9 protein-coding genes are annotated in these 13,880 nt (G+C 38.1%); 7 read left to right on the top strand and 2 right to left on the bottom strand.

Going from position 1 to position 13,880, the window contains the following annotated elements; translation table 11 throughout:
• Positions 1 to 117 precede the first annotated feature (117 nt).
• Entirely contained in the window at positions 118 to 984 is an 867-nt protein-coding gene (locus CGC57_RS10225) for a lysophospholipid acyltransferase family protein (protein WP_095899031.1), read from the top strand.
• Between the two features lie 70 nt (positions 985 to 1,054).
• Here CGC57_RS10225 and CGC57_RS10220 read toward each other — a convergent pair whose 3' ends face one another.
• Entirely contained in the window at positions 1,055 to 3,487 is a 2,433-nt protein-coding gene (locus CGC57_RS10220) for a tetratricopeptide repeat protein (RefSeq protein ID WP_095899030.1), read from the bottom strand.
• Between the two features lie 80 nt (positions 3,488 to 3,567).
• The gene (locus CGC57_RS10215) at positions 3,568 to 4,353 is read right to left on the bottom strand and encodes a DUF3108 domain-containing protein (protein WP_095899503.1); all 786 of its coding nucleotides are present in this window, start codon (positions 4,351 to 4,353) and stop codon (positions 3,568 to 3,570) included.
• A gap of 241 nt (positions 4,354 to 4,594) precedes the next feature.
• On the opposite strand from CGC57_RS10215, the gene CGC57_RS10210 reads away from it, so the two are divergent.
• The 6 genes from CGC57_RS10210 (at position 4,595) to CGC57_RS10185 (ending at position 13,849) form a co-directional block, all read left to right on the top strand.
• Complete coding sequence (locus CGC57_RS10210; RefSeq protein WP_095899029.1) at positions 4,595 to 6,856, top strand: GH92 family glycosyl hydrolase; 2,262 nt, start codon at positions 4,595 to 4,597, stop codon at positions 6,854 to 6,856.
• 127 nt (positions 6,857 to 6,983) lie between these two features.
• Complete coding sequence (locus tag CGC57_RS10205) at positions 6,984 to 8,231, top strand: efflux RND transporter periplasmic adaptor subunit (RefSeq protein ID WP_095899028.1); 1,248 nt, start codon at positions 6,984 to 6,986, stop codon at positions 8,229 to 8,231.
• Between the two features lie 11 nt (positions 8,232 to 8,242).
• Positions 8,243 to 9,898 carry a DUF4836 family protein gene (locus CGC57_RS10200; RefSeq protein ID WP_095899027.1) on the top strand — a complete coding sequence of 552 codons (1,656 nt, stop codon included), beginning with the start codon at positions 8,243 to 8,245 and terminating at the stop codon, positions 9,896 to 9,898.
• Positions 9,888 to 10,532, top strand: a complete 645-nt coding sequence (locus CGC57_RS10195; protein ID WP_232033991.1) for an ABC transporter ATP-binding protein — start codon at positions 9,888 to 9,890, stop codon at positions 10,530 to 10,532. The genes CGC57_RS10200 and CGC57_RS10195 overlap by 11 nt, the downstream gene beginning before the upstream one ends.
• Positions 10,533 to 10,586: 54 nt before the next feature.
• Positions 10,587 to 11,771 (top strand): transporter, encoded by a 1,185-nt coding sequence (locus tag CGC57_RS10190; RefSeq protein ID WP_095899026.1) that lies wholly within the window; start codon positions 10,587 to 10,589, stop codon positions 11,769 to 11,771.
• A 680-nt stretch (positions 11,772 to 12,451) separates the two neighbouring features.
• Entirely contained in the window at positions 12,452 to 13,849 is a 1,398-nt protein-coding gene (locus CGC57_RS10185) for a sigma-54-dependent transcriptional regulator (protein ID WP_095899025.1), read from the top strand.
• Positions 13,850 to 13,880 lie beyond the last annotated feature (31 nt).

Raw genomic sequence — 13,880 nt, 5'->3', positions numbered from 1 at the left:
AATAATTTAAAAACGGGGGCAAAAGTACGAATAATTTGTGAATTAGCAAATTAGCAAATTAGCAAATTGGCTATTTGACAAATTATTTTTACCTTTGCGGCTTGAATTTGAACTCAAATGAATTTATTTATCTATATTATCGCTTTTCCTCTTATCTGGCTAATCTCACGGTTGCCTTTTTGGATGCTCTATGGCGTATCGGACTTTTTGTACTTCGTGCTATATACTCTATTGAAATACAGAGTAAAAGTGGTACGCAAAAACTTACGCACTGCCTTCCCCTTTAAAACTGAAACTGAACTTTTAGACATCGAACGCAAATTCTACCACCATTTTTGCGATACCCTCTTAGAAATGGTAAAATCGTACGGAATGAGTGAAAAAGAAATGAAAAAACGTATGGTTTTCCCTAACTTGGAAGTTTTGAAGAAATACGAAAATGAGGAACGCAACATCTTGTTTATGTGTAGCCATTACGCAAGTTACGAATGGTTACTTTCATTGGCTTACTTCCTTAAACACAAATCGTACGCTCTGTATACCCCGCTGAGCAATCCTTATTTTGACAAACTTTTACAGAAAATACGTACTAAACATCACAGCTTTTTGCTACCGCGCTATACCGCTCACCGAGAGATGAAAAAACACAAAGATGCTCACGATGTATATTGTTATGGATTTGCTTCCGACCAGATTCCAAACAACAAAAAGAACTACTTACGTCCGTTTTTAGGTTTGAATGTACCTGTTTTCACTGGGGCAGAACGCTTGGGTAAGGCTTTGAATACGGTGATTGTGTTTGCTAAAATAGAAAAACTAAAACGCGGGTATTATCAAACAACTTTTGAAGTTTTAGCTGAAGTACCTAACGATTATGTAGATTTTCAAATCACAGATATGTTCTTTGAACGTATAACCCGACAAATTTATGACCGCCCTGAGTTCTACTTATGGACACACAATAGATTTAAAAGGATGAGGTAAGACAAGATGAATAATAATAAAAAAGCTGCCCAGAGTTGGACAGCTTTTTTATTTGTAGTGTTGTGAATATTTATTTTTTAGCTACTGCAACTTTTAGCATATCGCAGGCTTGTTTTTCACCACTATCGCAGGCTTGATCAAACCAATCGATAGCACGAGCATCGGATTGCTGGATACCTTCGCCGTGATAATAGCAATTACCCAAGCGGAATTGTGCAGGCGCATAACCTTGGCGGGCTGCGCGTTTATAATAGTCGGCAGCTTTTTCGTTAGAGCGTTCTAAACCACTACCATTATAATAACAATTTCCTAATTTGTATTGTCCTTCAGCGTATTCGCGATGAGCAGCTTTTTGGTATTGAGTTACCGCTTGACCGAAATCTTGTTTACTTTCATAGTAAGCACCGAGTTCAGTGAGTGCAGCTACATTGTTTTGTTCGGCAGCTTTAGAGAGCCAAAGTACCCCTTTGTGTTCATTGAGGCGTTTCATAGGGGTTTTAGGGGCAGGGGCATTGTGTGCTACTCTATGTTGAGCAACAGTGCGGTTGTTCACCGCAGGCACCTTTGCAGGAGTATTTTCTGTTATTGTAGGGCGTGCTGAAGGGCGCACTCTGGTACGTGTTGTAGGAGTAGCGGTAGCAGCTGCAGTAGTAACTGTAGCTGTTTTTCCTTTTGCAGGGGCAGGGGTTTTAGGTTCTGGAGCTGGTTTTTCTTTAGGAGCAGGAGCTACATCAGGCACTAAAGTCATATAGTGTTTGCCCAAATTGTACTGAGTTTCAGCATCGCCTTTTTTAGCAACACGTTCACTCCAGTACACTGCTTTTTCTTCATCTTTTTGAGGGTTTTTCGCCTCAAAATAATATTCAATCAAGCGTTTTTGTGCTTGGGTATTATCTTGTTGTTTGGCGAGTTTTTCGTATAGAGCAAAAGCTTTGTCGTTTTGTTTTTTCACTCCTTTGCCATAGAAATAACCATCGGCAACGGTGAGGATAACTTCAGGAGTTTCTTTTAAATCGTTTGCTTCTACTTTTTTGAGCAACCAATCAAAAGCTCCTTTGTGTGACAAATCAGCAGCTTTCATCGCCCATTTAGCTGCTTCACGTGGTGATTTTTTCACTCCTTTACCATCAGCATAGCATTGAGAGAGAGTGAAAAGCACATCAGCATAAGCATCGGCTTGCCCTTGATAGAAATAATCTAACATTTGATTTTCAGGGGTAGGAGTAAGTTTTGCAGCTTTATTGTAATACTCAAAAGCACGAGCATAAGATTGATTTGTATATTTTCCTGTGAAGTTCAAATCACCTAATTTTTTAAGTGCAAGTAGGTGGTTTTGAGCGGCTGCTTTTTCAAGGTATTCAAAGGCTTTTTTCACATCTTGCTGTGGTTCTTCAAGCAAGAGAGTTCCTAAGTTATATTGAGCGGTTACATCGCCTGCATCAGCTGCTTTTCGGAAGAGTTCTACTGCCTGAGCTACTGATTGGCGTGTGCCATTGCCTGTAGCATAACATACAGCTAAATTATTTTCGGTTATAGGAGAAGGATTAGCATTCACTGCTTTGAGAATCCAGTTGAAAGCATCGCGTTGAGAAGCTGCTCCGCCAATACCATTATAGAGGCATACTGCCAATTGTCTTTGAGCATCTACATTGCCTTTATTAGCTGCTTGAGTGTAGTAATCAAGTGCTTTTTTAGGAAATTTACCTATGAGTGGACTATTGCCATAGAAGTAGAAATTAGCTAAATGATAGAGTGCTGTAGCATTACCTTTGGCTGCTGCCTTCTCAAACCATTCTATCGCTTTACTTTCAGATTGTTCTACCCCTTTACCATTGAGGTAAGACTCTCCTATCATTGCTTGTGCCTCGGCATCACCTTTTTCAGCAACTTGCATCAAGCGTTGTATTCCATCGGGGTTAGAAGGATTGGTTTCGTACACCCAAGTAGCAAGGAGAAAATCAGCATCTTTACTTCCTTTTTTAGCAGCTTTTTCAGCCCAAAACTTAGCTTTGTTCACATCTTTAGTCACACCATCGCCAGCGTAATAGGCTTTGGCAAGATCAAGCAAAGTTTCAGCTTTTTCATTATCGGCATTCTTTTCAATCCAAGCGTAGTACTTTTCGGTAGACTGAGCAACGCCACGACCATCGCGATAACAGAGAGCGAGTTCTTGTTCGGCTTTTTGGTTACCATTTTCGGCAGCTTTAGCAAGCCATTCAGCACCTTTTTCTTCGGATTTAGGCATCCCTTTACCATCGAGATGAAGGTGGGCAAGCTGGTATTGTGCTTGAGCATCACCTGTTTCAGCTACTTTTTCAAGCCAAAGGGCAGCATCTTGAAAAGAGCGCTTTACCCCTTTACCTTTTAGGTAAGCCTCAGCTAATTCCGATTGGGCTTTTACATCGCCTTTTTCGGCAAGTTTTATCAACTTTTTTACACTTGTATCTTGCCCGTACACTAGAGAAGCAAGAAGAACGGAGACTGCTAAAAACAAGTTTTTCATAGTATAATTTGTTTATTTTAGTTTATATTGTTTGAGGGTACAAATATACGTAAAAAAAATAAACTATACACATAAAATACTTATTTTTTTTTCAATTCAGTTTCATTTTTGAGATTGTTAAACCCATCAAGTTCAGCTACCAAAGAGCCTACACGTAAGGCTGCACGTAGTTTTACAGGTACTTTATTCTTATCGTCGGTAATCCACATTGTAATACTTTCTTCTTCTTTAAACACACGACCATCTTGCACTAACGGGCAAAATTTAAGCGTATTTACGGTACCAAAATGAGTTTTTACTTTCTCACGACCAAGGAGTTTGAGTTTGAATTTATACACTTCATCGTCATCGAAAATCATATCCAAAGTGATTTGTCCGCCCACTTTCATATTTTCGATATCGGGGTGATGACGGAGTGCATAGAAAGCTGAAATGACATCGTGAAGCCCTGGTTGGAAAGAAATTTCGGTATCTTTACCATTTTCCACATTGTGAATTTTCACTTTGCTATCGGTGTGATTAAAGTACATTTTTAGGTGCTTAGTATAGCCCCCTTCATAGATATTGCGGATAAAAAGACGCGGTTTGCCATCGGTAATACCAAAATAACTCTCATAAGTATCATCTACTTTAAAAAATACGCGTGCCAAGCCGGTAGTAGCCCCTTTTCCAACAGCATGATACACTTTTTCGCCTCCATACATCTCTTCTTTGAGCGACATTGTAGCAATACTTGCATTGAAAACACCATATTTCACCTTAAAACGCAACCATTCACCTCCTTTGAAAGGTAAATCTGAAGTTTGTGCCGACAATGGTGCCAGCAAACAAGAGAAAAGAGCGATGAATAACGATTTATTTTTCATAAGTTTCTTTTTTATATCCCCTATCCCCAAAGGGAAAATCTGCGGAAATGAACCTTTTTGTTCAAAATATTGCAATATGTAATTGGGGCTTTTATATTTAATTTCGGGAAAATCAGCAATTAACGTGCCAGTTTTTGGATAAGAAGCAAGAGAGTATAGATAAGATTTGAGTTTAAGTAAGTTATAAAACTTGTTAATTGAAAATTTATTACTACCTTTGCCTTCAAATAAAAAACACCTTATGAAACGATTATTTTCAACCATCTTTTTAGGGAGTTTGTTTGCTTGCTCCTCTCCTACTTCAGAAAACAAACCACCTCAACAACAAGACGATATCCCTATTGTACCCGAAACTTCTTATACTCAGTACGTAAACCCTCTGATGGGTACCGATTCTAAATTTAGTCTTTCTAACGGCAATACTTATCCCGCAATAGCTGTGCCTTGGGGTATGCATTTTTGGACACCCCAAACAAACAAAATGGGCGATGGCTGGGCATATCAATATCACGCTGATAAACTTGTAGGTTTTAAGCAAACTCACCAACCGAGTCCGTGGATTAACGACTATGGGGCTTTTGCATTGATGCCTGTAGTAGGCGACTTGAAAATTAAAGAAGAAGAGCGAGCTTCGTGGTTTTCGCACAAAGCAGAAACAGCTCAACCCCATTACTATAAAGTGTATTTAGCTGATTATGACACATCAGTAGAGATTACACCTACTTCGCGAGCCGCACAGTTTCGTATTACCTTTCCCGAAAGCGACAAGGCTTATTTGCTTCTCGATGCTTATTTCAAAGGCTCGATGGTGCAGGTATTGCCTAAAGAACGCAAGATTATAGGTTATGCGCGCAACAACAACGGGGGTGTACCCGAAAACTTTCACAACTACTTTGTGCTTACTTTCGACAAAGATTTTGAGAGCGTACAAACGTGGGGCAACGGCTTTAAACTATCTAAAAACACTGAAAGTAAGGGTGAACATATAGGAGCTGTGATAGGTTTCCACACCAAAAAAGGCGAACAGGTAACTGTGAAAGTAGCATCGTCATTCATTTCACCTGAACAAGCCTTATTGAACCTCCAAACAGAACTGGGCAACGACACTTTTGAGCAAACAAAACAAAAGGCTCTCGCTCTTTGGGAAACTGAACTCAGCAAAATACAAGTGGAAGACGAGAACATAGACCATTTGCGCACTTTCTACTCTTGTTTGTACCGCACTCTGCTTTTCCCACGCACTTTCTACGAATACAACAAAATAGGTGAAATGGTGCATTATAGTCCGTATAACGGCAAGGTAGAAAAAGGCTATATGTTCACCGACAATGGTTTTTGGGATACTTTCCGCGCGGTATTTCCGCTGTTTAACCTATTGTACCCCGAAATGAACCAACAGATGATGAAGGGATTGGTGAACGCTTATAAGGAATCAGGCTGGTTACCCGAGTGGGCTAGCCCAGGACATAGGGATTGTATGATAGGCTCTAACTCTGCTTCTATCATTGCCGACGCTTACCTAAAAGGAAATATAGAATCCGCTGATGCCGAAATTCTTTTAGAGGCAATGCTAAAAAACGCTACTCAAAACGATGGCAGACCCGTAAAATCGGTAGGGCGTGAGGGGGTAGATTACTACAACACTTTAGGTTATGTGCCTTATGATGTGAAGATTAACGAAAATGTAGCCCGTACCCTTGAGTACGCTTATGCCGACTATTGCATTGCGCGTATGGCAGAAAAAATGGGCAAAGCCGATATAGCCAAACAGTACTACGAGCAGTCTAAACGCTATAAAAATGTTTTTGACCCCGAAACTAAGTGGATGCGAGGCAAAAATAAGGACGGCAAATTCCAATCGCCATTCAATCCGTTGAAATGGGGCGATGCGTTTACCGAAGGAAATAGTTTGCACTACACTTGGTCGGTATTTCAGGATTTTGAAGGACTCATACAACTAATGGGAGGCAAAGAAGCTTTTGAGAAAAAGATAGATGAAGTGTTTGAAATGCCACCATTGTTTGACGATTCGTACTACGGATTTACCATACACGAAATACGCGAGATGCAAATTATGGATATGGGCAACTACGCTCACGGCAACCAGCCTATTCAACATCTTATCTACCTATATAACTACGCTGGCAAACCTCATAAAGCACAAGCCAAACTGCGTGAGGTAATGGAAAAACTCTACGCCCCTACCCCCGACGGTTATTGCGGCGATGAAGATAACGGACAAACCTCGGCTTGGTATGTGTTCTCAACTTTAGGTTTTTACCCTGTAACTCCTGCTAACGATACTTATATTTTAGGAAATCCTTTATTCAAAACTGTAACTTTACAACTACCTGAAGATAAGAAGTTTTTAATTAAAACCGTAGCTCGCAACAGCACTGATAACTTGGTAGAATACGTTCAACTCAACGGCAAGAAAATAGAAGGTTTTAAAGTTCCTTTTGAAGCGTTTAGAGAGAATGGAAAAATGACGTTTTTTAGGTAAATCACGATAGATAAATTACGAATTACGAGGGAAGAACTAAAAATAGTATTATACTTATTTTTGTCATTCGTAATTCGTAATTCGTATTTTTTTATTATCTTTGCCTTTGAAAAACAACTTGATTGTTATGAAAAGAAAAACTATATTCATTATTTTATCCGTTGTCTTGCTTTTAATCGTACTAATTGTCGGAAAAAAAGCAGGCTGGTTTGGTGGTAACAGCGATGTCTTAACTGTTGAAACAGAAAAAATTACCCCTACAACTATTGTCCAAAAAGTATCCGCTACAGGAAAAATACAGCCTGAATTGGAAATCAAACTATCTTCAGAAGTATCAGGAGAAATTATAGAACTCCCTGTAAAAGAAGGGCAAATGGTCAAAAAAGGCGATCTTTTGGTACGTATCAATCCTGATATTTACCAATCGGTAGTAAAACGCAGTGCAGCGAGTTTAGAAACCGTACGTGCGAGCTTACAACAATCAGCCGCAACACTCAAAGAAGCTGAAGAGAGTTACAAACGCAACAAAGTATTGTACGAAAAGGGTGTTATCTCTAAATCCGATTGGGACAAAGCTGTATCTGCCTATGAGGTTGCCAAAGCCTCTCGCGAGTCGGCTCGTTTCAATGTACAAAGTGCGATGGCAAGTGTATCGGAAGCCCAAGATAACCTCAAAAAAACAATTATCTACTCACCTACTGATGGCACTATTTCTAAACTCAGTGTAGAGTTAGGCGAGCGCGTAGTAGGTACGATGCAAATGACGGGAACTGAGATTATGCGTGTGGCAAACCTTCACAATATGGAGGTAGAAGTAGATGTGAATGAGAATGATATTGTGAAAATAAGCGTAGGCGACTCAGTGAATGTAGAAGTTGATGCTTACCTCAAGCGCGTGTTCAAAGGTAGGGTTACCAATATTGCGAACACCGCCAACACTACCACGAGTGTAGACCAAGTAACGAACTTCAAAGTAAAAATACATATAGAAGAAACTTCTTACAAAGACCTTTTAGAAGGCAAACCTGCAGGCTATTCTCCTTTCCGCCCAGGAATGACTGCTACTGTTGATATACTCACTAAAACCAAAAAAGATATAGTAGCAGTGCCTATCAGTGCTATTATTGTAAAGAAAAAATCGGAAATCGACCCTAAAACACCTAAAGAAGAAGCCGATAAAAAACAAGAAGCGGTATTCGTGTTCAAAAACGGTAAAGCCGAACTTCGCGCTGTAAATACAGGCATTCAGGACAATGTACATATCGAAATTCTTTCAGGTGTCGCCAAAGACGAAACTATCATCACAGGACCTTATAACGTTGTGAGTAAAAGTTTAAAAAATGGAGATACCGTTCAACTAACAAATAACAAATAACAGTTAATACTATGAAAAAGTTTATTTTATTATTAGGTGTATTAGCCTTAGGATTTACTTCCTGTTCTAAGAAAAGTGAGAACTTAAAAGTAATTCCTAAAGATGCTATGGTAGTCGTTTCATTCGACTTGCAATCGCTTTACCAAAAAGCCGATGTAGAGGAATTACAACAACTCAAGAGTTTCCAAAAACTCAAAGAGAAAATCAGCAACGACAACAAGGAAATGGGTAAAATTTTTAATGAAATTCTAAAAGACCCTAAGTCTTCAGGAGTTGACTTTAAAAAGAACGCTTTCTTTTTTGTATGCGACAGTAAAAAATACGGAGGTGATAGCCGCAACCCTTATATAGGTGTAACTGCAGTACTAAGCGATGACGCTAAATTTAAAGACTTGCTAAACAGAGTCTCTCAAGCTACAGAAACTCAGTTGGACATCAAAAAAGAAGGTGCTTTAAACATCGTTTATTTTAATGAAGGAGCATCCCTCAGTTGGGACAACAAGAAAATGCTCTTCCTTGTAAATGATAATTATAGTACAAGAGTTGATGTAGTGCTTAAAAAACTATATGAACAAAGTAAATCAGAGCAAATTACTGATATCAAAGGCTTTTCTGATTTCTTAGACGGACAGAAGGATATCAATGTATGGTTGAATCTTGGAGGCTTTATGCAGGACGACAGTATGTTCCTCAATGGAATGGTAGCTTCTTTATACAAAAGTCTCTTCAATATGCAAAAAGACTCTTATTTCTACGGTTTTGTAGATTTCGGTAAGGATGATATCAAACTCACTACTTATAGTATTTACAACAAAGAGACAGCTAAACTCTTAAAAAAATACGACTTGTACGATATCTCGTTTGATAAAGATATCTTGAAAAACTTCCCTGAAAAATCACCTATAGCCATAGGAGGTGCTGTAAATGTGAAAAACTACTACGAGTTCTTAAAAGCTCAATTTGGAAAAGAGCTCAATGAGGACGACCTCGTGAAACTCCTCAACACTCAGGGGCTTACTAAGGACAATGTGCTCAATTTCTTTGGTGGTAGCTTTGTGTTAGCTATTGAAGGTTTTGAAAATCAAAAATATATCAGCTATGATTTAGTAGAAGATGAGCAAAGTGAAGATGGCTATGAATACAAAGAAGTAGAAAAAGAGAGAATGTTTCCTATTTTTGGACTTTCATTCAATATAGGCGACAAAACACTCCTCGACAAAGGGGTAACACTTGCTAGTTTAGCGTTAGAAAATGGTTATTACAAGCTCCCTCTCCAAAAAGACCTCACATTTTATTTTGCTTATAACAATAAGGCTTTCTACGGTAGTAATTCTCCTAAAGGTGTAGAAGCATTCCTAAAAGGTGGTGTGAGCAACAACGCAGTGAAATCCGATTTTGGCAAACATGTGAGCAAAGATCTCACCTATCTCTATATGAGTTTAGAACCTAAGGATTATCCACAAGAGTATGTTGATATAATTAGAGAAAAAAACAGCCGTGAAGGCAGTTTAGCTTTCGATTTATTTACCCAACATTCCACTAATATAGAGTGCAAACGCATCGACAACTCTTCAGCTGAAATTATTTATCACCTTAAAGGGATTGAAAAGAACAGTTTGAATACTTTCTTCAAGTCGATAGACAAAGTAATAAACTATGAAAATTAAGCTACAACATTTAAAACCTACATATATGTCGGGCGACGAAATTCCGTCGTCCGATATCTATTTACAGCCAGAAGTAATTTTTGAACAAGGGCAGTATTACCTCATTAGGGCACAATCGGGACAAGGCAAAACCTCACTTTTGAATTTCATCTATGGTGCGAGTTTTAGTTACGATGGCAAAATCACCTATGACGATGCGTTTTCTAAAAAAGACGTTCTTCGCTATCGCATTGATAAACTGAGTTATGTATATCAAGATTTAAGGCTCTTCCCTACCCTCACTGCTTTTGAGAATATCATCTTGAAAAACAAACTCACCCACTACAAAACTGAAGACCAAATAAACAGCCTCATAGAGCGTGTAGGTCTCTCCCACAAACGCGACACTTTGGTACAAACACTTTCTTTAGGGCAACGCCAGCGCATCGCCCTCTTGCGCGCCTTGTGTCAGCCTTTTGAGTTACTGTTGTTAGATGAGCCTTTTAGTCATTTAGACGATAGCAACACCACTATTTTAAGAGAAATCATAGGGGAAGAACTACAAGCCCGCAACGCCAGCCTACTCCTCACTTCTTTGGAAGACAACAACTTTTTCCACTATAACAAAAAACTCAATTTAGGTTTTAGAAATTAAATACATCAATTGTTATTCTGTTAATTGCTAATTGTTAATTGTTAATTGTAAAAAATGTTATACAAACTACAAAAAAACACACTTGTTAAATCACAAGTCATAGGTTATGCCCTCACACTTTGTATAGGAGTGTGTATACTGCTCACCGTCTGTCAGTTATATTTTGATGTAAAGCCATTATTACAGCATCAAACCGATGTATTTGCAAGTAAATACGCAGTAGTGAGCAAAAATATATCCATTTTCAAGACTCTTGATAAAGAAGGTATTTACTTTGATAAAAACGAGATGGAAAAACTCAAACAAGAGCCGTTTGTAAAGAGTGTTTCACACTTCACCCCAGCCTCCTTCAAAATAGGTGCTTATACTGATAAAGACGATAATATTCCCCTCTTCTACACCGATCTCTTTTTTGAAAGCATCCCCGATAAATACCTCGATGTTCAACCCGATGACTGGCAATGGACTGAAGGCAGTAGGTTTGTGCCTGTTATCATCCCCGAGAGCTATCTAAACCTCTATAACTTTGGCTTTGCCGAAAGCCAAGGGCTACCCGTATTTTCTAAAAATACCATTTCGCAAGTGCGTTTCAATTTAGAAGTGAGCGGCAATGGTAAAAACGATAACTACGCCAGCAGAATTGTAGGTTTTTCTAACAAAATCAACTCTATTTTGGTACCCCAAAGTTTTTTAGATTGGGCAAACAAAAAGTATGGCAAAACCGAAATGAGCAACACCAGCCGATTGTTAGTAGAGTTTGAAAACCCCTCCGATGAACGCGTGTTGCAATATTTTAACACTCACAATCTCTCCATTAATAAAGACGAATTAGAACTCAGCAAAATGAGTTTCTTTTTCCATTCTGCCTTGCTCTTTGTAGTAGGCATCGCACTGATTATCATAGTACTATCGGTTGCTTTCATCTTGCTCAGCGTAAATCTAATCATTCAAAAACACAAAGAACAAATAGTAAATCTATATTATATAGGCTACCAACCCCATCAAATTGCGCGATTCTATCAATGGGTCATCAGCATAGTTACAGTAATAGCCGTTGCAGGAGCAATAGCACTCAGTCTATACATACGCAAACTCTATACTGAAAAACTCAACACCCTTTTTGAGTTCAACAGCGAACAAAGCATACTATTTATAGCCGCCATCACAATTTTATTAATATTAGGGGTATTATACAACCTTTTAGTACTGCGAAATATCCAAAAAACTGTAAAACTGTAAACAGAAATTACACACTTATTACACACTTTAATTGTGTAATTATACGCTTTTCAACAAAGTATCAACATAGTTATTAACAGATTATCAACATTATATTTCATTGAAATAAAAGCAATTAACGAGTTTATAAACATACTTTTCAAGTTTGGCACGATATTTTCAATGTAAAAAGCGTAAGTGAATAGAAGAAATCACTTATGATGCATACATAATTAAATAATGAATGATTTGTTCATAAGTACAAAAATTGGTTAAAAATTAAATTACTGAGAAAAATTGCTAAAAGAAACATTGTTAGATAAGAATCATTAAAACAAGATTATTGCAAAAAAATTAAATTTCATTTCATTTTACTAAAATCGTTGGGAAACGACATCTTTTTTAAGAAACATTGCTAAAATTTTAATTGTTAAACAAAATCATTTATTGAACTATTGTAAAAAAAATAGTCTTTTAAACTGCCGAAGAGATTTTGCCAGTTTAAAAATACTAACAAATTTGGGAGTTAGTAGTAGTATTTATATTATATGCATTGGAAAAGACTTCCTGAAAGGGAAGTCTTTTTTTGATTAATATACAATTATTCGAAAAAAGTTTGTACATTTGCACGCTTTTTGTGTAGTATTTAAAAATAGAGAAAAAGCAAATATTAATTTTTTTATATTTAAAAATATACGAATATGAAGAATCCTATTCTTTTAGTAGAAGATGACGTAGTATTTTCCAAGATGCTAAGTCGATTCTTGGAACGCAATGGATATGATGTAATAGGGTGTTATACATTAGAAGAAGCACAAAAAAACCTAAACGCATCACTAAGTATGGTTTTCACCGATTTGAGACTTCCTGATGGAGATGGTATCAACTTTTTGAAAGCGGTAAAAGAAAACTTTCCTAATCTTCCCGTAGTGGTAATGACCAGCTACGCCGAAGTTTCTACTGCTGTAGAAGCGATGAAGTTAGGCGCTTTCGATTATATCTCTAAGCCTTTCCAGCAAGAAGATGTACTCAACGTTATCAAAAACGCCCAAAGTAGCATCCGTACTGCTCAACAAGATGTAGCAGTGAAGAAAACTACTACCTCATCTCCTGCCGATAACAGCGCACCAGCTAAGGTTACAAAAGCCCCTGAAACTGACGCTAACAATCCTTATATCGAAGGTATTAGCCCTGCCTCTAAACGCTTGAGCAAGTTCATCAACTTGGTAGCCCCTACCGATATGTCCGTACTTATTATGGGAGAAAGCGGTACAGGTAAAGAGGTGGTAGCCAAATCTATTCACCTAAAAAGCGAACGCCGAAACAAACCATTTATCGCGGTAGACTGTGGGGCTATCCCTAAAGAAATCGCTTCAAGTGAGTTCTTCGGTCACGTAAAAGGTTCGTTCACAGGTGCTATCAGTGATAAAAAAGGACATTTTGAAGAAGCTAACGGCGGTACTATCTTCCTCGATGAAGTAGGTAACCTCAGCTATGAAAACCAAATACAATTGTTGCGTGCCCTCCAAGAGCGCCGTATCAAACCTATTGGTAGTTCTAAGGAAATAGATGTAGATATTCGCGTTCTTGCAGCTACTAACGAAGATTTACTTGCAGCTGTAAACAAAGGTGAGTTTCGCGAAGATCTCTATCACCGTTTGAACGAATTCTCTATAAAAGTACCTTCTCTCAACGAACGCAAAGACGATTTGATGATATTTGCTTCACATTTCTTGGAAAAAGCTAATGAAAAACTCCACAAGAACGTACAAGGATTTACTGAAAAAGCAGTACAAAAAATGCTTTTATACACTTGGAGTGGAAACTTACGCGAGTTATCAAATACTGTGAAACGTGCTGCCCTACTCACTCAAGGCGATTACATTACTGAAAACGAATTGCCAGAGCCAGTGATTGTAGAAACACGCCATTTCCCTACCGAACGCTTTTCATTCTCTACCAAAGAAAATGAACGTGAGCTTATCATTGGGGCTTTACACGAAACCCATAACAACAAAACAGAAGCAGCTAAATTATTGGGCTTTACACGTAAAACACTTTACAACAAACTCAAAGCCTACAATATCGATGAGTTTTAGATAGATAAAAGGTAAGAGTTAAGAAGTAAGA

Origin of the sequence: Capnocytophaga sputigena (assembly GCF_002302495.1) — a bacterium.
Taxonomy (GTDB): domain Bacteria; phylum Bacteroidota; class Bacteroidia; order Flavobacteriales; family Flavobacteriaceae; genus Capnocytophaga; species Capnocytophaga sputigena.
This window is presented reverse-complemented; position numbering and strand designations above follow the sequence as displayed.